Source organism: Colwellia sp. MB02u-9 (assembly GCF_014077085.1).
Classification (GTDB): domain Bacteria; phylum Pseudomonadota; class Gammaproteobacteria; order Enterobacterales; family Alteromonadaceae; genus Cognaticolwellia.
This window is the reverse complement of the sequence record NZ_JACGVF010000091.1, coordinates 102,983-129,596: the sequence shown is the minus strand read 5'-3', so window position 1 is coordinate 129,596 and position 26,614 is coordinate 102,983. Positions and strand designations below refer to the sequence as shown.

Annotated in this window: 18 protein-coding genes; 10 read left to right on the top strand and 8 right to left on the bottom strand. The window is 40.3% G+C overall.

Annotated features, from left to right (window positions below; genetic code table 11):
* The 6 genes from H4J65_RS07630 to H4J65_RS18290 all read left to right on the top strand — a co-directional run bounded on the left by H4J65_RS07630 (position 1) and on the right by H4J65_RS18290 (position 4,524).
* On the top strand, positions 1-846 hold the full coding sequence (locus H4J65_RS07630; protein WP_182197198.1) for a DUF4435 domain-containing protein: 846 nt from the start codon (positions 1-3) through the stop codon (positions 844-846).
* A gap of 110 nt (positions 847-956) precedes the next feature.
* Positions 957-1,709 (top strand): hypothetical protein, encoded by a 753-nt coding sequence (locus H4J65_RS07625; protein ID WP_182197196.1) that lies wholly within the window; start codon positions 957-959, stop codon positions 1,707-1,709.
* Between the two features lie 840 nt (positions 1,710-2,549).
* Complete coding sequence (locus H4J65_RS07620; protein WP_182197194.1) at positions 2,550-3,419, top strand: MBL fold metallo-hydrolase; 870 nt, start codon at positions 2,550-2,552, stop codon at positions 3,417-3,419.
* A gap of 16 nt (positions 3,420-3,435) precedes the next feature.
* Entirely contained in the window at positions 3,436-3,852 is a 417-nt protein-coding gene (locus H4J65_RS07615) for a YeeE/YedE family protein (RefSeq protein WP_182197191.1), read from the top strand.
* A 5-nt stretch (positions 3,853-3,857) separates the two neighbouring features.
* Entirely contained in the window at positions 3,858-4,268 is a 411-nt protein-coding gene (locus H4J65_RS07610) for a YeeE/YedE family protein (RefSeq protein WP_182197189.1), read from the top strand.
* A gap of 97 nt (positions 4,269-4,365) precedes the next feature.
* Positions 4,366-4,524 carry an ArsR family transcriptional regulator gene (locus H4J65_RS18290; RefSeq protein WP_404851942.1) on the top strand — a complete coding sequence of 53 codons (159 nt, stop codon included), beginning with the start codon at positions 4,366-4,368 and terminating at the stop codon, positions 4,522-4,524.
* 436 nt (positions 4,525-4,960) lie between these two features.
* Here H4J65_RS18290 and putA read toward each other — a convergent pair whose 3' ends face one another.
* The 3 genes from putA to H4J65_RS07590 form a co-directional block, all read right to left on the bottom strand.
* The gene (putA, locus tag H4J65_RS07600) at positions 4,961-8,791 is read right to left on the bottom strand and encodes a bifunctional proline dehydrogenase/L-glutamate gamma-semialdehyde dehydrogenase PutA (RefSeq protein ID WP_182197187.1); all 3,831 of its coding nucleotides are present in this window, start codon (positions 8,789-8,791) and stop codon (positions 4,961-4,963) included.
* 297 nt (positions 8,792-9,088) lie between these two features.
* On the bottom strand, positions 9,089-12,208 hold the full coding sequence (locus tag H4J65_RS07595) for an efflux RND transporter permease subunit (protein ID WP_220465105.1): 3,120 nt from the start codon (positions 12,206-12,208) through the stop codon (positions 9,089-9,091).
* The gene (locus tag H4J65_RS07590) at positions 12,208-13,470 is read right to left on the bottom strand and encodes an efflux RND transporter periplasmic adaptor subunit (RefSeq protein ID WP_182197184.1); all 1,263 of its coding nucleotides are present in this window, start codon (positions 13,468-13,470) and stop codon (positions 12,208-12,210) included. Before H4J65_RS07590 ends, H4J65_RS07595 begins: the two co-directional genes overlap by 1 nt.
* Positions 13,471-14,316: 846 nt before the next feature.
* Here H4J65_RS07590 and H4J65_RS07585 point away from each other — a divergent pair.
* A complete protein-coding gene (locus H4J65_RS07585) occupies positions 14,317-16,866 on the top strand; it encodes an excinuclease ABC subunit UvrA (RefSeq protein WP_182197182.1) in 2,550 nt (849 codons plus the stop codon).
* Positions 16,867-17,113: 247 nt separating this feature from the next.
* Here H4J65_RS07585 and H4J65_RS07580 read toward each other — a convergent pair whose 3' ends face one another.
* On the bottom strand, positions 17,114-18,160 hold the full coding sequence (locus tag H4J65_RS07580) for an NAD(P)-dependent alcohol dehydrogenase (RefSeq protein WP_182135303.1): 1,047 nt from the start codon (positions 18,158-18,160) through the stop codon (positions 17,114-17,116).
* Positions 18,161-18,695: 535 nt separating this feature from the next.
* On the opposite strand from H4J65_RS07580, the gene H4J65_RS07575 reads away from it, so the two are divergent.
* Together H4J65_RS07575 and dps are read left to right on the top strand one after the other, a co-directional pair.
* Positions 18,696-19,601, top strand: coding sequence for a patatin family protein (locus H4J65_RS07575; RefSeq protein WP_182197313.1), 906 nt, complete (start codon positions 18,696-18,698; stop codon positions 19,599-19,601).
* A gap of 148 nt (positions 19,602-19,749) precedes the next feature.
* Positions 19,750-20,325 (top strand): DNA starvation/stationary phase protection protein Dps, encoded by a 576-nt coding sequence (gene dps, locus H4J65_RS07570; protein ID WP_182197179.1) that lies wholly within the window; start codon positions 19,750-19,752, stop codon positions 20,323-20,325.
* Between the two features lie 969 nt (positions 20,326-21,294).
* Here the strand turns inward: dps and phaP (H4J65_RS07565) are convergent.
* The 4 genes from phaP (H4J65_RS07565) to H4J65_RS07550 all read right to left on the bottom strand — a co-directional run bounded on the left by phaP (H4J65_RS07565) (position 21,295) and on the right by H4J65_RS07550 (position 24,973).
* Positions 21,295-21,732: a TIGR01841 family phasin gene (phaP, locus tag H4J65_RS07565; RefSeq protein ID WP_182135311.1), complete on the bottom strand. Its 438-nt coding sequence runs from the start codon at positions 21,730-21,732 to the stop codon at positions 21,295-21,297.
* A 213-nt stretch (positions 21,733-21,945) separates the two neighbouring features.
* Positions 21,946-22,476, bottom strand: a complete 531-nt coding sequence (phaP, locus tag H4J65_RS07560) for a TIGR01841 family phasin (RefSeq protein WP_182197177.1) — start codon at positions 22,474-22,476, stop codon at positions 21,946-21,948.
* Between the two features lie 104 nt (positions 22,477-22,580).
* A complete protein-coding gene (gene phaR, locus H4J65_RS07555; protein ID WP_310649792.1) occupies positions 22,581-23,045 on the bottom strand; it encodes a polyhydroxyalkanoate synthesis repressor PhaR in 465 nt (154 codons plus the stop codon).
* Between the two features lie 164 nt (positions 23,046-23,209).
* Positions 23,210-24,973, bottom strand: coding sequence for an alpha/beta hydrolase (locus H4J65_RS07550; RefSeq protein WP_182197167.1), 1,764 nt, complete (start codon positions 24,971-24,973; stop codon positions 23,210-23,212).
* Positions 24,974-25,282: 309 nt separating this feature from the next.
* On the opposite strand from H4J65_RS07550, the gene H4J65_RS07545 reads away from it, so the two are divergent.
* Positions 25,283-26,500, top strand: a complete 1,218-nt coding sequence (locus H4J65_RS07545) for a polyhydroxyalkanoate depolymerase (RefSeq protein WP_182197165.1) — start codon at positions 25,283-25,285, stop codon at positions 26,498-26,500.
* The last annotated feature ends 114 nt before the right edge of the window (positions 26,501-26,614 follow it).

Below are 26,614 nucleotides of genomic sequence, written 5' to 3'. Positions count from 1 at the left end.
ATGATTCCTGAAAGAAGTGTGCAGGCTAAAGCTGCAAAAAGTGTTTTTTTTGAAGACATTAATGACATTGATATTTACATTGAAGATACAGCTTTTGGTTACCCTAAATTATTTGCTGTATTATTCACTCGTTTATTAAAAGAACAATACCGAGTTAATAAAGTTTTTCCTTTAGGAGGTCGTAAAGCTGTAGTTGACCAACATATAGAACATTCAAGCCCAAGGCCTTCATTATATATTATCGACGGAGATTTATTCTTATTAACCGGTGATACCGTAGATAATCAAAAAGGACTTTATAAATTTCCATATTACTGCGTTGAAAATATTTTATGTGACCATGATGCATTATTAAAAGTGATGGATGAAGAAGAGCCAGTTAAAAGTTTAGATGATTTAGAGGGGTTGTTTAATTATCAAGAGTGGCTCTTAAATAATGAGGATAAGTTATTTTCATTATTTATTGAGTATGCGATTTCTATGACTTTGAATCCGCAAGAGCAGACGGTAGCATTCAAAGTTAGTGACCTTGTTTCTAGTGACAAGGGGGAATTACATGATAATAAGCTGACAGTTAGAACTGAAGCATTAAAAGAAATGGTTATTGAATCCACTAGTTTAGAAGTCTATGAATCAACAAGGAATGAAATATTAGCTAATTTTGAAATATCAGGTCTGAATAAACTAGATGTAATTTCAGGGAAGGACTACTTGTTTCCTCTACTAAAAACACGAGCGAAATCGCTAGTTAAAACAAAAATTTCTGACTTGAATTTTAAGTTAAGGCTAGCAAAAATTTGTAATGTAAATGGCATCAGTCAAGCCTTAGAGTACATTACATGTTAACAAGCCATTCAAGCAGGACTTTTAACAGTTGGTTAGGTTCCGCTTTGATCCACATTTTAACCAACAATTAAAAGCCACTTAATGGAGCGTTATGAAGAAAGGGATAGCAAGTGGTAGCATCAGAGGTCGTAGAAAAAAGTTGCTGTTTTATTAGTGATATATCCTGTTACGAAGTAGCCAAAGACTTTGCTGGACCTGCATTAGCAGCTTTAGCTGTAATTGTTTCAATCATAATTGCCTTTAAACAATTATCAAAACAACATAGCAATACTATTAAAGCCCAAAAAGAAGATGCTAAAAGAAATACAGGAATTGAATTATTCAAAAAAGTTAGCCTTCTCATAGAACAAAGTTCGGCAGTTATTAGAGAAGTTAACTCATACTGTAATGTTAAAAAATTCAATCCTAATGCCGTTGAATTATTGGATCTAAAGGAATATTTAGAATTATCTCAACGAGTCAATCAGGCATTGCTTCTGCTTGTAAGTAAAATCGAATCACATGAGATTGTTCATCCTAAACTATTTAAAACATTTAGGTATTCTCTTCAATCTATCGTGCATGACGTAATGAAACTTCGCGATGATACAACCAGTACGACTTGCCTCAACAAAATGATGGACTACACATCTGATGCATCGTGTTATTTAGGAGATTTTCAAGTATGCCTACAAAATTTAGCTTATGGTGACATATTTAAAAGTAAAATCGAAGCGAGAGTCCCGATAGATAAAAGTTTAAAGGTTATTGAAGATGATCCAGAAAAATTAGATGTATTGCTTAATTACTTTGAAAACGAAAGTGATTGGGGTGTAAGTAACGCAAAATACGAAAAAGAGGCTTTGGAGCGGTTTTCTTCATAAGCCAATCAAGCGGGGGAAGATCAAGATTCGATAACAGCTCCTTGTAAGGTCAAACATAATACAATTTCGGAGATCATGGTTGACGCTAGTGTCACCGATAGTAATAAGTATAATGCCATTCTTTGGTCTACATATAACGGAGATTTGTCATTGCAAGAAGTCGAAGAATTCTTAAGAATATTTCCGAATAAATCTGATACGCCCTATAGGCGATTATTATGTGCTTATGACATTAAAAAATATGATATTTAGTAGGGCTATAACAAAGTATTGCACCGGACTCGCTGCGCTCGCGCGGTGAATGCGGCGTTGGTAGTTAACAGGACACCCATGGTAACGAGCAGCCCAAAAAAATAGTTTTGTGATTTATTACGATGAGTGTCTTTGTAATTTGTATTTGTAATTTTACAGCTTGGATAGCGCACTATATTTGGTTGGCAAGCAAAACAAACTGGTCAGTTAGTTTGGATTTACCTATCAACAGATCTGATCCTAGATTTCAGCGGCATTTCTGCTACCGGTAAAATGGCCAGCGGTTGGGCTGCGATCAACTTTCGGTATTGGACAGCGGCTGGTCCAGATTACGCCATTGTTCAATGCCGCCTACTATTATTAATGAGCTGGTGACCGCAGTCTTCTCATCCATGCTCATCCATGCCCAGGAAAAAGGTCAGTGCCGGCGCCGTTAATATTGAGCCACCCGCCCCAACAAACCCAAACTTAAACCTATGATCACGGCGCTTAACAGCAACATTACTAACATTAAGTGGTAGATACCTTGATTTATATCAAATATTACGAATATATGATATAAAGGGTAATTTAATCAAGGAGTTAATTATGGCGGTTCAGGTTAAGGTTTTTTTTCACCAGGACACCGGCACATTAAGTTACCTGGTAGTCGACAGCCAGGCGCAACATGCGGTAATCATCGACAGCGTGTTGGATTTTGATATTGGCTCAGGGGAGGTTAAAGCAGAGTTTGCCAATCGGCAGTTGGCATATATTGCTGATAACAACCTTAAACTAGTGTGGATCCTGGATACTCATGCCCACGCAGATCATCTCAGTGCGGCCAATTACTTACGCACGAAAACTGGGGCCAAGACCGTAATAGGCCAAGGGATCACTGAGGTTCGATCACGCTTTTCCAAGACCTTTAATCGGGCCACTAGTGGGCCTGGCGAACAGCCTGATTTTGATTGCTTGTTAGCAGAGGGGCAACAACTGGTGTTTGGTTCAGCTGCTTTGTCTGGCATCAGTACCCCAGGTCATACTAGTGATAGCCTCAGTTATCTGATTGAAGACAATGTATTTGTTGGCGATACCCTGTTTATGCCAGATGCAGGTACGGCCCGTTGTGATTTTCCTGGCGGTGATGCAGATACTTTATGGGATAGCATCGCTCGCCTGCATGAGCTTCCGGATGATTATAAGATTTGGGTATGTCACGACTATCAGCCGGATGGGCGTGAACTGCGCTATCAAACCACGGTAAAAGAGAGTCGTGAATCCAACATATATGTGGGTAGTCACAGGCAAAAAACCGAGTATGTCGCATTACGTAAAAAGCGTGACGCAACACTCGGCGCGCCCAAACTGTTGTATCCGTCTTTACAAGTTAATTTGTGGGGCGCATCTTTGCCTGAATGTGAAAGTAATGGTGTTCGATATATTAAGATCCCCTTAACCGATAAAGTAACAAGCTAAAAAGGAAATAAAACTGATGGAAAATATTTATATACAGGCCTTGATGGGCGGGGGCCTCATAGGTGTCGCGTCTTTGCTGCTGATGTTATTTAACGGCCGTGTCGCAGGGGTATCTGGGATTACCCACGGTGCGATCACCTCATTGGCGCCCGCGAATTGGTGGCGCTGGTTGTTTTTAGTAGGATTAATTATCGCGCCGTTAATTACCGCCCTGTTCGGTTATGGCTTACCCACTAGCATGCCAGTTGGCTTACCGCAATTGGCTATCGCCGGATTAATCGTTGGCGTTGGCACCCATTACGGCTCAGGGTGTACCAGTGGGCATGGGATATGCGGTATTGGCCGCTTATCTAAACGCTCGTTGGTCGCCACATTAACCTTTATGCTCAGCGCTATCGTTACTGTCGCTTTTGTCAATCACGTCATTGGATAACTGTTATGAAACATAATTTAACTGCCTTGATTGCAGGCCTGCTATTTGGAGCGGGTTTAACCATTTCAACTATGGTCGACCCAGCCAGAGTTCTGGGGTTCTTAGACATATTGGGCGCTTGGGATCCCACTTTAGCCTTCGTCATGTTAGGTGGTATAGCGGTCTACTTACCTGGTTACCATTTTCTAATCAAGCCTCGTCAAAGTACTTTATTAGCAGGCGATTTTCATGTACCGCAAAAAAAAGGGGTAGATAAACCCTTGCTTATTGGCTCAACTTTATTTGGACTTGGCTGGGGATTAAGCGGCATTTGCCCAGGGCCAGGATTAGCCAATCTTTCCGGCGGTTTGCCCGCTATTTGGGGCTTTGTGTTGTGCATGCTGCTTGGTATGTTAGTGGCATCCAAGTTAAAATAAGCACTATTAATGGAAATCAACGACATGTATGCCAACGCTGGAAAGGCCGCCATATGGTTAAAAGCCATGGCGAATCAGCATAGGTTGATGATTTTTTTTGTTAAATGACGGGGAGCGCTGGGTCTTAGAGTTAAACAAACAGATAGCGATCCCACAATCTAGCTTGTCACAACATCTCAGCCAGTTGCGCCGGGGAAAGTTAGTGGCCACCAGACTGACGCGCAAACTATCTATTACTCGTTGGCCAGCGCAGTAGTGCAAGCGATCATTGCCACCCTCTATCAAGTGTATTGTGCGCCAAAGCAAACAGCATAGAAAAGGGGACTGACACAGAGGAAACGTTTTCAACAGAAGTTTAGCCGTTACTCAGAGCATGGAATAGAGCATGGAAATTTTAGCTGCAGGTTTGGAAAGGTTAGGGAATGTAGCTAAAGAGTACGTCATCGTACTTTATTCTAGCTATAAACAAGAGCGGCTTAAGGTAAATATTATCTAGGATTTATAGCCTCGAACGTCCTTGTAAAGCTATAGTAAAATCCTTTGCCCTACGATTACCATATATGCTAAAAGTAGGGCAGAGGTCAGCGTCGCGTTGCTGATTTTGTTTGTCAATAATACCTTAAGATGACGGTTGCTCAGTTAAGGGCTTCGCTTTGAATGTTAGTATCCAAAACGAAACTGCCCCTTAATCGCTAATCTTCTTCATCTAAGGTCATCAGTGACGTATTACCACCAGTAGCTGTGGTATTAATACTGATCGCTTTTTCTGTTAATAATCGTTGTATTAAATTATCAAAATATTTTGAACTGATCACAGGTAAAATTGCACCTTGACGTTCTGCTAATTTTTCACTGATATAATGTTTACGGTCGCAATGACTATCAACAACAACACCTGATAATCCAGGCTGTGCCAGCAAGGTTGTTAAATGGCATAAACGGGCAATTTGAAAAATATTCTCATCTTCGCCTGTGGCAATAAGTTCATCTCTAAAAGCTATTGCTTGATCATAAAACAAGTCAGAAACAACCGAGATCACGGTATTACCGGTTGCCAAAGCGGTTACGACAGAAAGTAACCAAAAGTGAAAAGTAACATTTTCGTCAGCAAAACAGATGATGTTGCCACGATTTTCTAAATATAGCATATTAGACTCACCCGTCGGACCCGGTAAAACGCTTGGCTCCTTCAAGTGTTTTTCAATATCAATTAATTGTGAGCGCGCCGCTTCTAAAGTATGCGTTAAATCGTCTGCTAAATTATCAATGATATCGATATGAGCTATTTTTTCTAATACTTCGCTAACACAAGATATACGGGTATTTAACTCGCTCAAGCGCCAGATTTTTTCTGCTGTACTCGCTCTGTCCATAAATAATACGGCTTGTGCATCGGTATCGCTGTTTGAGGCTTGTGCTTGCTGTGGTATTAAATTAAGTTTCTTGGCATCGGGCGTTGTTATTTCTTTAACTAAACGCGTTAAATAATATGGGCCACCTGCTTTTGGCCCTGTACCTGAAAGACCACGACCACCAAAAGGTTGCACACCGACAATAGCGCCAATCATATTGCGATTTATATACACGTTACCTGCTCGTGATAGCTTCGCCAAATTTATCGCTCGCTGTTCAATGCGGGTATGTATACCCATAGTTAAGCCAAAACCTGTGCCGTTAATATCATCAACGGCTTTTTCTATTTCATCGCCTTTAAAGCGAACAATATGTACACAAGGACCAAATACTTCCTGCTTCAGCACGCTAATATTCTCTATTTCATAAAGTCGTGGCGCAAAAAAGAAATGTTCGTTATCTGCTATTTCATTTGTTATCTCATCAGCAATATCGCATTGGTATAATAGTTGACCATGGGTTTTCATATAGTCACTGTGAGCATTGAGTGAATCTAGCGCTTTTTGATCAATAACAGGACCTACGTCAGTACGCAGTTTTTCTGGGTTACCCACATGTAATTCTGCTAATGCGCCTTTAAGCATGGTAATAACATCATCAGCAATATCTTCTTGTAAAAATAATACTCGAAGTGCAGAACAACGTTGACCTGCAGATTGAAATCCTGAAGAAATAACATCATCAATGACTTGTTCAGGTAGGGCGGTAGAGTCAACTAACATACAATTTTGACCACCCGTTTCAGCAATAAAGGGCACTTGATCGCCGCCTCTCTCAGCCAATGTTTGCGAAATCATAGTTGCTGTTTTACTAGAACCGGTAAAAATAACCGCTTGTATACCTGCATTAGGAATAATAACGCTACCCACATCACTACCCTTTGCAATAACGGCTTGTACAACGCCATGGGGTAATCCAACAGAGGTCATTAATTCAATAGCGCGCAATGCAATTAAACTTGTTTGTTGGGCTGGTTTAGCTAACACAGTATTACCCGTAGCAATGGCAGCAGTTACTTGCCCTATAAATATAGCTAACGGGAAGTTCCAAGGGCTGATACATAACACCACACCACGGGCTTCTGAACGATCATCTTCTGCAAGTTCAATCGCTTGTTGTGCATAATAGCGACAAAAATCAACTGCCTCTTTGACTTCATCAATACCATCTTGTGCCGTTTTCCCTGCTTCTTTGATGCATAAGGCAATTAACTCGTCGATATGATGTTCAAGAACATCGGCGACACGGCATAATAAGGCCGCGCGTTCAGATACAGGCGTTTGTGACCATGAAGCGAATGCGTTTTGAGCGGTTTCGACCATCGCGAGCATTTCATCCTTGCTGTGATGTCGTTGAAAACCAATAATTTCACTATGCTTTGCTGGATTTCTAATAGCGATTGACCCTTCTGGCAGATCATTTTCAGAAAACAAGTGATTCACAAGCCAGTTATCCAGTGATTTTTTTAAAGGGGTTACTGTATTGATATCGGTTAAATCTAGGCCCTTGGAATTATCTCGACCGAGACCTTTTTCATCATGGTATAACGCGATGGGTTTGATTATTTGGCCGTTATATTTGTCTTTTAAGCGATGTATTTTTTCAATGGGATCGACAAGTAAAGATTCGACCGGTTGTGACTCATCAATAATAGCATTAACAAAAGAAGAGTTAGCGCCATTTTCTAACAAACGACGCACTAAATAGGCGAGTAGATCTTTATGAGGACCCACAGGTGCGTAGACGCGACATTGAACATTTTCATTGGTAACAACTTGGTCATATAACGAGCCACCCATGCCATATAGACATTGAAATTCAAAACTTGTTTTGTCATTGCCCGCCAGTTCAAGAATAGTAGCGACAGTATAAGCATTATGCGTAGCAAACTGTGGAAAGATGGTATCTCTATATTCTAATAATTTTTTCGCACAGGCGATGTAAGATACATCAGTAGAAGCCTTGCGAGTGTATACCGGAAAATGTGGATAACCCCCTTTTTGGCTGTTTTTAATCTGAGTATCCCAATAAGCACCTTTTACTAAGCGCACCATCATTTTTCGGTCAACACGCATGGTTAGTTCACGTAACCAGTCAACTATAAAGGTGGCGCGTTTTTGATAAGCTTGCAGGGCCATTGAAAAGCCATTCCAACCTGCTAACTCATCATCACTAAATACCGCCTCAATAACATCAAGGGATATATCTAATCGCTCAGATTCTTCCGCATCAACAGTTAAGCCAATATTGTAGCTTTTGGCTTGCAAACAAAGTGCCTTAAGTTTGGGAGCAGCTTCAGCCATTACCCGTTCTTTTTGGGCAAATTCGTAACGAGGATGGATAGCAGAAAGCTTAACTGAAATACCAGGTAATTTGCGCGGGTCGTTTTCACCCGACGCACGAGCAACTGCGCCAATGGTATCTATGGCAACTTGATAAGCTTTATAATACTTTTCAGCGTCGACCATAGTTCGCGCACCTTCACCTAGCATGTCATATGAATATACGAAGCCTTGCCGCTCTTTCTTGGCCGCATGATCAGTTGCCTCTTGAATCGTTTCGCCCATAACAAACTGCTCACCCATGATTTGCATGGCGTAGTTCATTGCCTTGCGAATGACAGGCTCACCTAATCGACCAATAACCTTCTTCAATAAACCAAAGCTATCTTTTTCCCGTTCATCAGCATAGTCAACCATGGTTCCGGTCACTAATAACCCCCAAGATGAGGCATTAACGAACAGTGAATCACTGCTGCCTATATGGCTGTCCCACTGTCCTTTAGATATCTTGTCACTAATTAGGGCATCTTGAGTATGCTTATCTGGTACACGTAATAAGGCTTCGGCTAAACACATTAACACCACACCTTCTTCACTTGATAATGTGTATTCTGCCAGTAAGGCATCTATCGCACCGTTTCCTGATTCGTCTCTACGTATTTTCAGCGACATTTTACGGGCTTTTTCCCACGCTCTGCTGACAGCATCATCGTTAACTTCAGCTAAGGGTAAAATATGCGCTACCGCAACACTTTCATCAATACGATAGAACTCGCGAATTTTTTGACGCGTAGGGGACTCTGTGATGTTTGAATTATTAAAAAGCATATACTTCACCTCAAATTTTTTAAAAATGTTTTGCAATTACATAAGTTAATCACAATTTAATTTACTGGTTCGATTGCATGTAAAATTCAGTTGGTGTGAATCAACAGAAGCTCACATTGTCATTAGGGTACTCTTCATCATTTTTATGTAGATTAAGTTAATATTTTTCGCTCATCAAAATAGCGGTAGACTGACCACTGAAGCCTAGTTCACTAAAATATCTGAATACACTTTGACACATAAAAAAGCACCTAACCTAAACACTTGTTTTGCGCTGAATAAAATTGAATTTGTGCCCTAACTTTGACAGTCACTTTTTAATTCTTCAGTCTTAAATAGGCGCATGACCCATATAAAGAAGAAGGGCGCGAAAAATAAAACCAATATTGTTGTAGCCGTAATACCCCCTAGTACACCAATTGATATCGCGTTTTGCGCTCCTGACCCGGGTCCTGCGGCAAATGCCAAAGGCATCACACCTAAAATAAATGTCAGTGATGTCATCAAAATAGGGCGAAGTCTTTGTTTAGCCGCCATCACCGCTGAATCATAGGGATTCATGCCTTCTTCGAGGTTAGTTTTTGCAAACTCAATAATCAAAATTGCATTTTTAGCTGCCAAGGCAATGGTCATTAATAAGCCCACCTGAAAGTAAATATCATTTGCTTGTCCAGACCACCATGTGGCCAAAACAGCACCAAATATACCCAGTGGAACCGTTAGGATAATCGCCAAGGGAATTGTCCAGCTCTCATATAAAGCTGCCAATGCTAGAAACACAGCTATGATTGAAATCATATAAACAATCCATGCCTGACCACCCGATTGTTTTTCTTCATAGGATAAGCCGGTCCACTGCAAACCAATTCCACTTGGCAAGCTTTCAGCGAGTTTTGATATCTGGTTAAGGGCTTCACCTGAACTAATGCCTTGTGCGGCCTCACCTTTAATTTCAAGAGAAGAATTGCCGTCAAACCGCGTTAGCTTGGATGCGCCATATGTCCATTCGCCTGATCCAAACGTTGACAGAGGCACCATTCCACCGGATGCGTTGCGCACGTACCATCGTTTTATATCAGTTGGCAGCATCCGATATTCAGCGTCCGCTTGCGCATATACTCTCTTTATGCGGCCGTTTTCTATGAAGTCGTTGATATAAGAACCCCCAAGAGCGGTACTTAAGGTTTGATTAATTGTTGCCATTGACACACCTAATGCTAGCGCTTTGCCGGCATCGATATCAATATCATATTGAGGACTAGGCGGCAGTCCGTTGAAACGAACCCTATTTAGCAGATCGCTTTGATTTGCCTCTCCAAGGAATTGCTGCATTGCCTCATTAAAGGCGACTTGTCCCAAACCGGCCCTATCGACTAGTTGAAATTCAAAACCACTTGAGTTTCCTAGCGCTGATACTGCTGGCGGCACAATTGGAATGATCATGGCGTCTGGCACAGTTGACAATGCCTTGCCAGCTTGTTCACTGATCTGGAAGACGCTTTGATTTTCTCCGCGCTCCGCCCAAGGTTTCATTTTAATAAAACCGATACCCACATTTTGACTGTTGCCAGAAAAGCTGAAACCCGCAGCAGTGAATATTCCTTCAACCGCACCGTTTGTCTGGTCTAAATAGAAGTCCTCGACTTGCTTATTTTTCTCAACGGTTTGTTGTAGCGTTGAACTTACAGGCCCGCTAACTAGGGTGAACATGCGTCCTTGATCTTCATCAGGCAAAAATGAAGTGGGTATTTTAATGAATAAACTAATTGCAGCCGCAATCATAGCTAAGAAAACTAATGGTAAAACAATTCGACTTGCCAATAACTTCACTAGTAAGTTTTCATGTCCTCTCTTCAATTTTTTAAAGCCCCGATTGAACAAGCCAAAAAATCCTGTTTTCTTTTCTGTCTTGCCTTGTTTTAAAACGATGGCGCACAAGGATGGAGAGAGACTGAGCGCAATAAAAAGCGAAATGCCCATCGCTACGGAAATCGTCACCGCAAATTGTCGATAAATTACGCCTGTTGAACCTTCAAAGAAGGTAATCGGAATAAACACCGCCCATATTACAACCGTTGTGCCAATAAGCGCCCCTGAAATTTCTTTCATGGCTTTAATTGAAGCAGCCTTTGGCGTCATATCAGGATTATTTTCCAATTTGTTTTCAATGTTTTCGGTAACCACTATCGCATCATCAACCAACATACCAATGGCTAATACCAGCGCGAATAATGTTAGAATATTGATGGAGTAACCAAAAACATAAAGAAACGCAAACGTGCCGAGTAACACAACGGGTATTGCCACTGTTGGGATCAAAGTCGCACGTGATGTTTGTAAGAATGCGTAAAGGACTAAAATAACCAATAAGGCAGCAATCACCAGCGTTTTGATTACTTCATAAATTGACGCTTGTACAAAAGGTGAAATATCTACTGGATAGGCGATTTCTAATTGCTCAGGAATGATGTCGCTAAATTCTTCAATTCTGTCTTTCACCGCTTGAATGGTTTGTAAAGCATTGGCATTAGGAGTCAACTCGATCGCAATACCTGATGCAGGCCGGCGATTGTAGCGTCCAATGACACTGTAACTTTCTGCACCAATTTCAACGCGAGCAACATCACCTAAGGTTGCTTGGGAGCCATCCTGATCAACCGTTAGTAAAATTGCTTCGAATTCCGCTACGGTTTCAAGTAATGACTGCGACGTAATTGTAGCGTTGAGTTGCTGTCCTTTAACACTCGGCGCACCACCAATTTGACCGGTAGCTAGCTGTACATTTTGCTCCTGAACGGTATTAATGACATCTTGTGTTGTAATGTTAAGATTGTACATTGATTGTGGATTGAGCCAAATACGCATAGCGTGCTCAGGGCCGAATGTCCTAATTTGTCCTACGCCATCAATCCGGCTGAGTGGTTCTTCTAGATTAGACGCCAAGAAGTCAGAGATTTCATTTCGTCCATATGAATCATCCGTTGAATAAAAACTAACGATAAGGGCGTAACTGCTGCCCGCTTTTCTGACCGCAACGCCTTGTCTCTGGACGGCTTGAGGAAGCGATGATTCTGCTTGCGACACTTTATTTTGTGTTTGTACCTGCGCGATATCAGCGTCAGTTCCTGGCTCAAAAGTAAGATTGATATTTGCACGTCCTGATGAGGAACTTTGAGATTGGATATAACGTAAATTATCGATACCCGTCAGATTTTTCTCGATTACTTGTGTCACCGTATTTTCGAGTGTTTGCGCCGATGCGCCTGGATAAGTAACCGATATTGATATCTTAGGTGCGGCTATATTTGGATATTGTTCAACCGGCAGTGATGTAATGGCTAGAGAGCCTAAACCCATAATAACGATGGCAATAACCCACGCAAAAATGGGTCTGTTAATAAAAAATTTAGAGATCATTAATTCGAGCTCGTTTTGTTATTGTTAGCGTCACCTGTAGCACTGTCATCAGATTTCGTTGCTCTAGAGGACATACCAGAGGGCGTATTAGTTGAATCCTTCAATTTGATGTTTTTAGGCGCGACTTTGGCGCCCGGCTGCAACATCATTGCCCCCACTACGATAACGGTATCACCCGTTTTAAGACCGCTTTTGATTACCCAATTATTTTTGTAAGTGCCGCTGGTGACCACTGCACGCTTGTTTGCTATATTATTAGCATTGACAACCCAAACCACCTTTGAGCCATCGGCCTCTATACTGACGGCTTTTTGCGGCACTATGATTGTTTCTTCAATTCCCATTTCCTCAATGGTTCCACGCACGAACATACCAGGTAATAAAGCTGCATTTGGGTTTGGAAATATAGACCTCAACCGAATCGTACCCGTGTTTTCATCTACGGCTAAATCAGTCGCATACAGACTGCCTTTGTGGGGATAGATAAAATCGTTATTGCCAAATAAAAGCGTTACCTCAAATTTTGCGTCCTCGCCTTTGGTCATGCGACGGGTCATCAAACTTTGCTGCAAAGTCTTCGCATCGGCGGCCGACTGAGACAAGTCGACGTAAACTGGATCAAGTTGTCTGATTGTTGCTAAAGCTGTTTGTTGTTGCGCAGTAACGAGGGCACCTTCCGTCACCGTCGATGGGCTAATATAGCCTGAAATGGGGGCATGTACTTTTGTGTAATCAAGGTTGATTTTTGCTTTTTTTACCTCAGCCAGCGAGAGGGCAACAGCGGCGTTGGCTTTTGCCACACTTGCCTTTGCGCTATCAAACGTTTGCTCGCTTACTGTGTTGGTTTTTATCAGGCTTTGATAGCGGCTTTGGAATGCAAGGGCAAGCTCAAGTTCAGCTTTGCTATTTTGCAAACTCGCCTTTGCACTTTGATAATCGGCCTGATATCTTGCTGGATCAATCTGGTAGAGTTGCTGACCTTCTTCAATAAGGCTACCTTCTTCAAAAAATCGTGATTGAATGATACCGCTCACTTGAGGACGAATATCAGCCGTCATAAATGCTTTCACGCGGCCAGGCAACTCATGATTTAAAGCGATTGCTTGCTCTTTTATTGTTACCACGCCTACTTGGTGTGCAGGGCGCTCTTTTGTTTGCAATTCATTATCTTGAGAAGCGTCTGATGTGCTTTTATCAGTGTTATCTCCACAGCCGGCAGTTATAAGTAAGCCAAGCGCTGCGATGAAAAAGAAATACTTCATCTTCCTCCTTAAGTTTTTATCAATTACGAATTTTTTAAGTCTTAGCAGAAATCGAGTCGAGATAAATTTTAGATAAGACCCCACACCATCTCATGTTTAAAGACTCAATGATACCGGTGCAAGTGACCTGGACTCATGCTACTTGTAAGGATGTATTAATTTTTGAAGCTGAAAGGTCTTGCAACCCTGGATTTATCGTACCTATTATCTTACCTATAATTTTGTAAAATCGCTTAAAGTTTGAAACTGAGAAAGTCAAAGCTTATGGACTATAAATGAGACAAATTAATATTTGGAACTCAGTAGTCTTATCCCACTTTCGTGGACAGACAATAATCGTTGTACGGATACATCAGGAGATGTTTTATGACAAAAGGTAAACGTTATCAAAGATACTCTGTTGAGCTTAATCGTATGGCGTTACTCAAAGCTTAGGAAGATGGTGTTACTGCTGAAGCGTTTGTGAAGAACTAGGGCTCAGTTTGTCTATAGGTAGAATAAAACGTCATTTTTCATAACATGAAAATATATGATTCCTCATTTTTTTATATTTACTTCTCTTTGATATCATTGAGTGAGAGAAATCGGTTATTTTCGTCTATTAATCAACGGATTTCACATAATTCAGAATTTAAAAAGAACAATAGATAAAGTGGTAAAAGTTATTTTAATATTAATTGCTTTCAAGATTTTAGTTTTTTAAGCGTTCGATTTATTAATTAGCGGAATACAAAATCACACTGTTTTATATGCTGTGTTAGTTAGAATAGGTTGGGCCTCAATCAATAGGGGTCATGACACTATTGCTTAGACAATGTGACACAACAAAAAGAAGTAAAAGTTTAAATGAGTAAAGCTAAAGGAGGATCTACTATCACCCCAAAGAAAGTAAATAGCGTCCCTTGTGATGCTGAACACTGTGTTCAAGTGCGCGGAGCTCGCGTTCACAACCTGAAAAATATCAATATAGACTTACCTCGTAACGCACTCGTTGTATTTACGGGCATCTCTGGTTCTGGAAAGTCATCGCTTGCTTTCGGGACTCTGTTTGCAGAATCACAGCGCCGCTATCTTGATTCAGTTTCTCCTTTTGCTCGCCGATTAATCGATCAAGTAGATGAACCAGACGTCGACTCAATCGACGGTCTGCCACCAGCGGTCGCACTGCAGCAGCAAAGAGGCACACCCTCTGTTCGCTCTTCTGTAGGGAGTGTGACAACAATTTCCAATGCATTACGCATGCTTTATTCTCGTGCTGGGCAGTATCCGCAAGGGCAAAAAATACTGTATGCAGATTCTTTTTCTGCAAACACACCAGAAGGTGCTTGCCCCAAATGCCATGGCATTGGGCGAGTTTTTGAAGTCACAGAAAAGATGCTTGTTCCTGATGATACTAAGACGATTAGAGAGGGTGCCATTGCAGCATGGCCACCTGCGTGGCAAGGTAAGAACCTTAGCAGAATACTGGTTTCTCTTGGACACGACATTGATAAACCGTGGAAGATGCTACCTAAGAAGACGCGTGACTGGATCTTGTTTACTGAAGAAACACCCACCGTGCCGGTTTACCCCGAATATGATTTTGCGCAAACGTTAGAGGCGATTGATAAGGGTGAAAAGCCCCATTATATGGGCACGTTTGCGAGCGCTAAACACTTTATTATGCACTCCTTTGCGACCACCCAAAGTCTAAGAACTAAAAAACGTGTTTCCCAATTCATGCATATTTCTCAATGCCCAGACTGCAAGGGAAAGAAATTAAAACGAGAGTCTTTAAGGGTTAAATTTGCTGGACTTGATATTGGTGAACTGTCGCGCTTAACTTTAAATGAGCTAGCTAAACGCTTACGCGATGCTGGCAATAAAGCCTCAACAAAAAGTGATCCGCATCAAGAAAAAAACATTGTTGTTCAGCGAATTACCCGAGATATTTTGGTTCGCGTTGAAGCGCTCACAACGCTTGGCTTGGGCTATCTGTCTTTGGAGCGCAGCACACCAACCTTGTCAGGGGGCGAACTACAGCGCTTGCGCTTGGCAACACAGATCCGTTCACAGCTGTTTGGCGTCGTTTATGTACTAGATGAACCTTCTGCAGGTCTGCACCCAGCCGATACTCAATCCTTGCTAGGGGCATTGGATGAACTGATTCGAGCTGGCAACTCCTTATTCGTGGTTGAGCACGATGTTAGCGTTATTCAACATGCAGACTGGATTGTAGACATTGGCCCTAACGCGGGCAGTCACGGTGGCGAAGTGATTTACAACGGACCGTTAGAAGGTTTGCGTGCAGTGACAGGATCACATACCAGTCGCCATCTTTTCTCACCCCTTGCTAGCGCGAAACAGTTGCCAAGAAAGCCTACAGCATGGTTGAAGTTAGAAGGGGTTGAACGAAACAATCTTCAGGGGCTAAATATTGAATTCCCTCTCGGTGTTATGTCAACTGTTACCGGTATTTCAGGTTCGGGTAAATCTAGTCTAGTGAGTCAGGCGCTTGTCGAACTGGTTTACGATGCGCTGGGTCAAAAAAAGACCGTTGAGGTGCCAAGTGACGAGACGGCCTTACTTGAACGAGAGTTAGAAACATCAACCAGTGGACAGATCGTTGCGGGCATGGAGCTTGTGCGACGATTAGTCAGCGTTGATCAGAAGCCAATTGGTCGCACTCCGCGCTCAAACCTTGCAACCTACACCGGCCTGTTTGATCATGTGCGGAAGTTATTTGCCTCGACTCGAAAGTCGAAAGCACGCGGTTATGACGCTGGTCGTTTTTCTTTCAACGTTGCTAAGGGACGCTGCTCGAATTGTGAAGGCGTGGGATTTGTTAGTGTGGAATTGTTATTTCTCCCTAGTGTCTACTCCCCTTGTTCAGTGTGTCGAGGCCAGCGTTATAACGACAAGACACTTGAGGTAACATATCGCGACAAAAATATCGCCGAAGTCCTTGCTTTGACGGTAGAGACTGCGCGCGAATTCTTTGAAAATGAACCTTCAGTAGTGCAGGCACTAGATGCGTTGCTGCAGGTTGGGCTAGGCTACCTCAGACTTGGTCAGCCCGCCACAGAACTGTCGGGAGGTGAAGCTCAGCGGGTTAAACTTGCAACAGAATTGCAGCGGTCACAGCGCGGCGATACGCTTTATGTGCTTGATGAACCAACTACGGGCCTGCATCAAGAAGATGTGTCGATGTTAATGCTGCAATTAAATGGATTGGTTGACTCAGGTAACACCGTTATTATGGTTGAGCACGATATGCAGGTTGCTAGCAGCAGCGATTGGGTTATCGACATTGGACCTGGCGCTGGTGATGAAGGTGGATTAGTTGTCGCACAAGGACCACCAGCACAAGTAGCAAAATCGAAGACCAGTCTAACGGCGCCATTTATGTTGTCGTAGAGTCAGGAGAATGTGCGAGCATATTAATGTATGAAACTGGCTATTAATGTTTGCGATAAGACATTAAAGTTTGAAACTCACACTAACATTATAAAAGCGCTTTCAAGTGATTTTTGCTTTATTTCTAATATAACTTTACTTGTCTGTCGCTGTTTTAAAATGTCATAAAAACTATGCACTCGGCGCGGCAAAAAAAACCAGCTCTGCTTACAGTGCTGGTTTTAGTTATTAATTACTCATTAAATAATTATGCGCTTAACGACGCCATATCAATAACAAAACGATAGCGAACATCAGAGCGTTCCATTCGCTCGTAGGCGGTATTAATTTCGTCAATATTGATCATTTCACACTCTGGCAATACGTTGTTTTCACCACAAAAATCAAGCATTTGCTGAGTTTCTTTAATGCCACCAATTAATGAGCCTGCAATACGACGACGACCCATTAATAATGGTACCGTGTTAACTTCGTCAACTGGACCTATTTGTCCAACAATAACAAGTGTCCCGTCTATATCGAGTAGTGGTGTATAAATTGATAAATCATGTTTTACAGGGACGGTATCAATGATGATATCAAATGCAGACTTCGAACCTTCCATTTCATCATCGTTTGTTGATACTAAGTAATGTTGTGCGCCTAAGTTTATCGCATCATCTTTTTTAGACTCACTACGGCCAATGACGGTGACGGTTGCTCCCATAGCGACAGCGTTTTTAACTGCCATATGGCCAAGTCCGCCTAAGCCAACGACTGCAACACGGCTACCTTCTTTAACGTCCCATTTGTGTAGTGGAGAATACGTAGTAATGCCAGCACATAAGAGTGGTGCAACGCGTGATAGCTCTAAACTTTCAGGAACGGAGAGTACAAACTCTTCACGCACAACAACATGTTTTGAATAACCGCCTTGGGTCATTTCTCCACTTATTCTGTCTTTACCCGAGTAAGTTCCAACCATACCCTCGCGACACAGTTGTTCTTCGTGGTTATCGCATTGGTCACAGCTTTTACATGAGTCGACCATACAACCAACAGCGACTGTATCGCCTTGCTTGTATTTTGTAACGCCGCTACCTATCGACATTACTTTACCTACAATTTCGTGTCCAGGTACTAGAGGGTATTCGCTGCCGCCCCAATCGTTTCGTACGGCGTGTAAATCTGTATGGCACACACCACAGTAAAGAATTTCAATTTCTACATCGTTATCGCGTAAATCGCGGCGCTCGAAAGAAAACTCAGTGAGTTGAGAGCCTTGGCTTTTTGCTGCATATCCTGTTGTCTTCATCATAACTCCATAGTCTATTAAAAATTTAAGACTATGGGAGTATGGAACATGAGTTCTGAATGTAAACCCCCCCCCCTTGTATCAGGATAGTGGTTGCCTCAATTAATTTATAAATACACAGGGTGCGGTAAGTTAACGTTCGTGAATTATCAAAGGTACTCAAGCAAGTTTAAAGAAGCAATATTAAACAAACTCAGTCAAAGTGGTTTGTCGGTCAGAATGGACTTCCAGTTAGACGCTTTTTCTTGTTAAGTGTATAGTTTGATTGGGTTTGTAATTACACATCTACCTATTGTTGTAGCTTACTTTTAGACTTTAACGCCCTTAATCAATGTTAAGTTAATATTTATTATTTATTTAATTCAAGGTTTAATGGTTTTTTATTGAATTGTGATAGCATTTGTATGTTAATAAATTAACCTTTAACTAATGTTAGAAGTTTTCTGTTTTAGATTGCATTTGTCTGAGCCACAAAAGGTGTTCGGGGAGTTATCTTCACGAACAACAAAGTGTAAGGTCAACAAGAGAAGGGCGAATTGATTTGAGCGTAAACATAGCGCTGATCGCTGAAGGTGGTGGTCAACGAGGAATATTCACTGCAGGTGTGTTAGATGCCTGGTTAGAGAATGATTTTGATCCTTTCGATTTATTTATAGGGACGTCATCGGGCTCGCAAAATATCACGAGCTTTTTATCTCGTCAAAAAGGCTATGCCAAACAATTAATCCGTGGTTTATCACGTCAAAAGCGTTTTTATAAGCTAGGCCGTGGATTAGTTGGGGGCAATGTTGTGGATTTGGATTGGTACTTTGATAACACTATTCAAGGTAGATTTGCCTTAGACTTTGCAGCGGCAAAGAAATCATTGGGAAAACGAGAATTATTGATCACCGCAACAAATTCACGTGATAGGCAAGGTTATTTTTTGCGCCCAAACGGCAATAGTACTCATTGGCGAAAATTGCTTAAAGCCTCGAGTGCATTACCTTTTTTATATAAAGAAGGAGTTAAACTTACGCCTAGGTTAACTGCTCGTTCGTTTAATAAGGCACAAGCACCTCAAGCTGATTATTACCTTGACGGTGGCCTAGCTGAGCCATTACCCGTGCGTGAAGCCTATCGCCGCGGTGCGCGAAAAATAGTTATTATTCGCACTGTTAATGCTGATCTTCATGCTCAGTCGGTTTGGATAAACAAACTAAAGTCATGGATTTACTCGTCTGGACATTGCCCAAAAACCATTGATTATTTGGTTCAGCATGAGCAAGCTTATCGTCAAGAACTCGCCTTTATCGCTGACCCTCCTGACGATGTTGAGCTCATTCAAATTTTTGCTAAAGACCATCTTCGAAGTAAAAGCTTAGGCAGTTCGGATATGGATTTACAGCATGATTATCGTGCCGGTATCGATGCGGGTAATGCTTTTTTGCAGACATCATAAATTTTTCACTCGTGATATCAAAGACGGTTTCTGTTGTTTGACAAAGGGTTTGCGCATTTGATAGTGTGGATGGGTCAGGGAGGGGCACTTTATGCCATTTTTGGCTAGGTATACCTCTCCGGTTATGTTGAAGCATATAGGAGAAATAATGACTATAAGTAATCAAATAAATCAGCAAAAAACAACTAAATTCACAGTGCCAGGCATGGATGAAGCGTCTGCTAACCGAGTAATATCGACTTTAGACAACCGTATGGTGGCACTGATCGATTTGGCCCTTACGCTAAAGCACGTTCATTGGAACGTTGTTGGCCCCAATTTCATCGGCGTTCATGAAATGCTAGACCCTCAAGTAGAAGCTGTGCGTGAGATGACCGACAGCATCGCAGAGCGAATAGCTACTTTGGGCGGATCACCGGTAGGAACTCCGCAATCTATTGCTGACCGTCGTACTTGGCATGACTATTCGCTAGGTAAGGCATTGGCCATCGAGCATTTGGCCGCCCTTGATTTAGTGTATAACGGGGTAAACAGTGATCATCGCAAAGCAATGGGTGAAATGGCAGAACTTGATCCGGTATCGGAAGACATGCTAATTGGTCAGTTGACTGATCTTGAGCAGTTCCAATGGTTCATTCGTGCGCATCTTGAATCCTCTGATGGTGATTTACTCACTGCCAACAGCCAAACCGAGTTGGCTGCAGCAAAATCTGCACTTTCTTAAACCCAGCGGATCGAATTACATTTATCTATGATGGCGCCTTTGGCGTCATCAATCTCTTCAACATATATTTCAATACGGTATCAAATTCCACGAATTTATCCGAAGCTTAAATAACTAAGCTATAGCTAAGATTTGCTCTTTTCTGACTCGTCATCGGCATCCTCGTTCTCAGTGCCTGCATCTTCGTCTTCGATTTTTTGCATACCATCGGAATTTAATAACTCATACCAGGGTCAATTGGATAGTACATTCTTCTTGGCAAAGCGATGGATAAGTCGGGATCACTGGCTACTAGGTTAGTAGCAAACGCGGTTCCAATAGCGGTTGATTGACTGAAAGACTAATTTTTAGCTTTAAATTTCTAACCATCTAACTATATTAATTATAGACTTTTTTGCTTCTAAATTAATGGTATTAGTGGCCTTTACTCGTGCGTCATGGCCCATGACCCATTTAGTCATATCAGGGGATTGATAAAGTACATATCTTATAAAAGGTAGAGTACTTTTTTTGGTAAGTCTGCCGCTGTTGTCAATTTTATGTGTAGCTCTGCAAAGATATGTGAATACAAGCTAGAGCTAGTTGAGTGTGATCATCGTGATCTTTCTGGTATTTTCTGTGGTGAAATACTTTGTGAGTAATATGAGGTGAAGCAAGGTTGTTAGCCCGTGATTGTTTGATGAGGGTTTAATTACGCTAGTATTTTTTGGTATAACTTGTTTAAAATTTATTCCAAGCTTACTAACTTTATGATTATTTTACTTGGTTATCTATTTTATTTTAATCATTAGAAAAATTATTGATTAAAATAAAACTCTTATATCTGTTTTTTTCCTGCGTATACAATAGCTCACCTAATTAATGAAGCGGATACTATTTGCCTTTTACTTTTTAGCGACAAAAAAAACCAGTATCAAGATACTGGTTTTTCATTAACAAGCACAAATTAGCTTATTTATTAGTCATAAATTATTTAGCAGCGGTAGTCGCTTTTGCCATAGTTTCTTTAGCAGTGCTGGTCGCTTTTGCCATAGAATCTTTAGCTGTGTTAGTCGCGTTCGCCATAGAATCTTTAACTAAGTTGGTTACTTCTTCAGACGTTTTAGTGACAACATCATAAGTCTCTTTAGCTGAAGCAGTAACTTTCGCTTGAAGCGCTTCAGTGTAAGCTTTTTGTGACTCAATCGCTGCGGCTAAATCTTTCTGAGCTGACAATGCTTTAGTTTGAGCTGCACTGTCGTTCAGGATCGTAGTCATTAATGCTGATTGCTGATTGATTAATTGTTCAACCGTTTTAGTATTAAGTTCTACAAGGGTATTAAATGGCTTCATTGCTGCAGTGAACTGGTCTGTATTGTTTAATGATTTCATTGCAGTAGTAAATTGTTCAGTTAATTGTGTAAACATAATGATAGTTCCTATTTAGTTTTATATTATACTGCGGTGCAGCAATTTAATTCAAATTGAGTATAAGTGCTCACAACAGAGTCGTCAATGTTTTTTTTGCTGCTGTGCAGCATAAAGTTTTAATGCCAGTTCAAGTCATTGTAAAATAATAGTTATAATTTAAAAATAAATCTTTGATTCAGTTTAAATCTATAGCGTAAATACAAGTTTTAGTTATTTTTTAGATATAATGTTAACTTCAGTTTTTGGCGTAGCTTTAACTTCAGCTTTTGGCGTGGCTTTAACTTCAGCTTTTTTGGGTACGGCTTTAGTTGTTGTTTGTGCTGATGTTTGTACTGCAGTCTGTTTCGCTGGCTGAGTTTTATTTTTATTGAGCACTTCTGGAGCAACGGCGACATTTTCCACTAAATTGTCATTAACTTTAGTTGAAAATACGGCAAAAGAATCATTAAGAATTTCTTCTGCATCTTTTTGCGCATGGGTGAGTGTTTCAGAGGTTTGTTTTATGGCATCAGTTAATTCATTTTGCACATAGGCACTAAATTTTGCTTGTTCGGCAACAAAAATGTTTATGTCTAGTGTTGTCATTATCTTTTGACTAAATGACATACTGTCATTAAACAAACTGGTAATGAGCAAGCCTTGTTGATGTGCAATAGCATTTGCTGTTGATATATTTAATTTGACCAACTTATCAATTGGGTCTGATGAGGTTTGAAATAAATCTGTAAATTGATTAAACATAAACTTCTCCTTAATTTTTGCTGATAAGCAGCATCATTTGGTGAGAATTTAACCAATATTTAAGTTTTTAGTCAATTATTATTTTGTTGCGGTGCAACATTTTGTTACTGTTTATCTGTTGGCTTCTGGAATTTAGTCCAAATATTCATATTTTGTTCGACAATACTGCTAAATAAACCAAAAGGAGAGTTTTTATTAATGTCATTGCTCAGCTTTAAAATATCATCTTGATGTTCAATAAAAGCAGCAAGACTTTGTTCAAGAAATTGTTGTAAATAATCTTGATTATCATTGCCATAAAAACATATTAAGCGCTTCAATAAGGTATTGGTTAACAGCGATTGTCGCTCACTTGTTTCTTCTTCACTTATAATTTGAACTAAAATACTACGAGTTTTATCTTCACTTGTTTTCGAGTCAACTATTTTAAACTCTTGATTCGATATAACTAATTCTCTAATATAATCCAAATTTACATAATGACTCTTTGTAGTGTCATACAGACGACGGTTTGGATATCTTTTAATTGTGATCAAGGGTAATAATCTCAGTCGGTTATTAATTTTCACTTACGATAAGTTACTAAAAATTTAGTGTAAGTGCTATTGGTGTTCAGTATAACAGATATACTCTCTAGAAAAAAAGCGACCTTTCTGGTCGCTTTTTAGTTTAACTTTCAGCTGTGCTATCAGGTTAACAAGATAACGCAGAAAAGAGGGGGGTTATCACGAGACTAATTACGCTTTTTAACGTAACTGCCGGGAGCCGCTTCTATACTTACATGTTTTTTAGATCCTTGTTTACGTGCGGTTACTTGCTGACCTGATTGAGGAGCAACCCAATTTTCCCAATCTGTCCACCAAGACCCTTCATTTTTTGTCGCGCCTTCAAACCAATGCTCTGCAGAGTCAGCAAGTTCGTCATTAACCCAATGTGGATATTTGCCATGATCGACAGAGTTAACCACACCGGCTAAGTGACCAGAGCCAGCTAAAACAAACCTTGTTGGTCCAGAAAGCACTTTAGCTCCTTTGTATGATGCTTGCCACAACACTATGTGATCGGCAATGGTGGCTAAGAAATAACTGGGTGTTTTAATTTTACTGAGTTCTATAGCAACACCCTCAATTTCAACGGCACCATCTTTTATCAAGTTATTTTCTTGATAGGTATGCTTGATATAAAAATCAAAGGTTTCTGCTGGTAAATTTGAAGAGTCGCTGTTCCAGTATAAAAGATCGAACGGCGCAGGGTCTTTGCCCTTTAGGTAGTTATTGACAAAATATGACCAAAATAGGCTGTTTTCACGTAACATGCTAAACGCTAAACCAAGCACGCGGCCATCTAAGATGCCTTTCTCTTTAATATTTTTTTTCAAGAAAGGTAATACTTCCTCAGAGAGATAAACGCCTATTTCACCCGGTTCTTCAAAATCTAATAATGTGGTTAAAAAGGTTAACGAGTTTATTCGAGTATCACCTTTTGCCAATAAGTATGACTGGGTTGTTGCTAATAATGTGCCGCCAATGCAATAACCAACCACATTGATTTTGCTTGATTTTGTGACTTCTTCAATCACATCGAGTGCGGCAATTGGCCCTTCTTTCATATAGTCATTAAAGCCTTTATGAGAAAGTTTTGCGTCTGGATTTACCCATGAAATGATAAATACCGTATGCCCCTGACTTACTGCCCATTTTATCAGTGATTTTTTCTCGTCCATGTCTAAGACATAATACTTATTAACACAAGGTGGAATAAACAATAGTGGGACTTCATTAACTTTTTTAGTGCTGGCTTTGTACTGAATGAGTTGAATTAAGTCATTTTGGTATATGACATCACCAGGGGTATAGGCTAAGTTTTCACCTAAAGTAAACGCATCAGGGTCTGTTTGGGTGATCTTAAGTGCATCGGCAGGACTTTGTTGTAAGTCTTGGATAAAGTTTTGTAACCCCTTGATTAGGTTCTCGCCTTTAGACTCTAAAATGTCTCGACAAACTTCTGGATTGGTTAATGCATTATTGGTTGGAGAAACAGAATTGATATATTGTCGAGTATAGAATTTAACTTGCTCTTCGGCTTTGGCATCCTCGAAATGTAAACTGTTAACCATTTCTTGCATCATGTTAGAATTTAATAGATAAGACTGTTTTAAATAGTTATAAACAGGGTTTTCAGACCATTCGCTGTCTTTAAACCTTCGATCATTATGCTGCTCTGACACCACAGGCTCAACTTTTGTACCCATTAATGCTTTAGTCGCACTCTGCCAAAGCTCAGCTTGCTGATTCATAAAAGACATTTGTTTATTAAATAACATGGCAGTATCAACTTTTACCCCTTTAGATAAAAGTTGAGATAATTTTTCTGAATCCATCATTGAATTTAAACTTTTTTTATCAGGATCATGTAAAACTTGTTTGACCAGACTATTAAATACCTCTGTGTATTGCCCTAAAAAATCAATTACTTCCTTCTGTTGACTTGATTCCATAATATATCCCTTTAAATTATATGATTACAATTTATCTGCGGTTAAAAAACACAAAGTAAAAGTATTTTTAACAAATTATCAACAAACAAGTTACAAACAATATTAATAAGATACAAACATATTTGCTTATTATTTATGTTAACCGTGTCTTCAAACGTAAATTTAAGCTACATAATGCGTGTTTATAATGAGTGAACATTTAAGATATATTTATTTTTGATGCGGTGCAGCAAAATATTATTGACCAATACAGATTTGCTATGTACACTCATTTTATATATAAATGCTGCACCGCAGGATAAACAACAGATGATGTATCAAACTTACGATTTATATACTCGCTCAGCCGAAATGATGAATGGTTTTATTGCCTTGAGTCAGCAATTCATAACTCACCCGTTTAACCCTTATGCCAAGACCTTGTTAGGAAAAAGCATCAGTGCGGGGCTTGATAGTGCCTATCACTACACTAAAATTTATGACAAACAAGCTTATGATGTTAAAAACATCTTAATTGATGGCAAATCTATTGGTGTTACTGAACAGATCATTCTAAAAAAACCTTTTTGTAATTTAATTCATTTCGCACAAGATACCAATGTTAAGCAACCCAAACTATTTCTAGTGGCGCCGCTTTCAGGTCATCATGGCACTTTGTTAAAAGCCACAATAGTGCGTTTAGTTGCAGACCATGATGTTTACATTACTGATTGGCTAGATGCTAAACATGTGCCTTTATCCGAAGGAAGTTTTGGTTTTGATGATTATGTAAGTTACCTAATTGATTTTATGCATGAGATCGGTGAAAACACTCACGTATTAGCCGTTTGTCAACCTACGGTTCAGGCGTTAATAGCAACAGCGGTGATGGCTAAAGCGAAAGATCCTTGCACCCCTAAATCACTTACATTGATGGCGGGTCCTATTGATACTAGTATTAATCCTAACGAGCTTAATAGATATGCTAATAGTAAAGATTTAAGTTGGTTTGAAAATAACGTGATTATGACCGTGCCTAATCGCTTTCCAGGTGCTGGCAGAAAAGTATATCCTGGCTTTATTCAATTAGCCTCTTTTCTGTCGATGAATATAGAAAGCCATATAAAGAAACATACTGATTATATTAGCCATGTTTTTCATGGCAAAGAAGAAAAGAGAGCAAGTCACCGTGATTTTTATGATGAATACCTAGCGGTATTAGATCTTAATGGTGAGTTTTATTTAGAAACCATTGACCGAGTTTTTATTAATCAAGACCTAGCCAATGGTAAAATGACTTACCGAGGTGAACTAGTTGATTTGTCGTCAATAACTCATACTCCTTTGCATACCATTGAAGGGCGAAATGATGATATTTGTTCTTTAGGTCAAACTGAAGCCGCACAATCTTTGTGTGCTAATATTTCAGCACAAGATAAACTGCATGAAATTTTTGATGGTGTCGGTCATTTTGGCACCTTCAGTGGCTCAGCTTTTCGCAATAGAATCGCGCCTAGTATCACAAAATTTATTAAAAAATATAACTAACGGTTGTATCAGAGCAATAGTTTACTGACTAACTCAAAAGTAGGTTTGATCAAACCTACTTTCTCATCACTTGTACGTCCGTAGCCATTAAGTGGTATGTTTTAGCGCTTGAAC